Here is an 802-nt window from a genome sequence, read left to right as displayed (position 1 = left end):
CCGCCAGACCGATACCAAGCTGAAGCCGTGGTCGCCGACCGAAGTCTGACGTCCTTGTCCGGACATCGCGGAAATTGCCAAACCGGTCAGCAATGAGGCATTGAGGACAGGATATGGCTTTCGAGTCGGGGCAGCGAATGCGCTTTCGCCGACCGGAGACAGGATTTCAGGCAAAGGTCGAACGGCTGAGATGGCGGCTGCGGAAATCCCCAATCTGACCGACAGCGCCCGGGCGGTGCTGCGCCTGCTTGCCTCGCACGGGCCGGTGACGCGGCCAAAGCTCGGCGCCATGCTCGACCTGTCGAAGCCTACCATGTCGGCGGCGGTGTCGGAGCTGAGCGCGCTCGGCCTCGTCGCCTCGCGTGGGATTGAGCGCGGCGCCATTGGCCGCACGGCGACGATCTACGGCATCGGTCCAGGTGCCGGCTACGCGATCGGCATCGATGTCGGCGCCGCCCAGGTGCGCGCCGTCGCCTATTCGATGGATGCGCAGAAGCTGGCGTCGGCGGAAGAACCGATCCCGGAAACGATAGCCGGCGATGCCGACGCGGTCGGCGCCGTCGTAGAGTCGGTCGCGCGTGCCACAATGGCCAAGGTGGCCAAGAGTTTTCGCGCGTTGCGCGCCATTGCGGTGGCGGTGCCGCGCATCGTCTCCAATGATCGTTTCGACCGGCCCGGGGGGCCGTCTGCCGTGCTTGGCCTGCTGCGGCGCAGCATCGAGGTGCCGATCGTCCTGGAAAACAACGTCAACTGCGCGGCCATTGGCGAGATGCATTTTGGTGCCGCGCAGTTGACGTTGTTT

The 802-nt window shown here is 65.7% G+C and carries 1 protein-coding gene; it reads left to right on the top strand.

Going from position 1 to position 802, the window contains the following annotated elements:
* Positions 1 to 190: 190 nt before the first annotated feature.
* Positions 191 to 802: ROK family transcriptional regulator (locus EN925_RS38015; RefSeq protein ID WP_164894776.1), on the top strand; the 612-nt coding region annotated here is incomplete at its 3' end.

This window comes from Mesorhizobium sp. M7A.F.Ca.US.006.04.2.1 (assembly GCF_004022915.1).
Classification (GTDB): domain Bacteria; phylum Pseudomonadota; class Alphaproteobacteria; order Rhizobiales; family Rhizobiaceae; genus Mesorhizobium; species Mesorhizobium ciceri.
The sequence above is the reverse complement of the archived record's forward strand: the minus strand, read 5'-3'. Positions and strand labels throughout refer to the sequence as shown.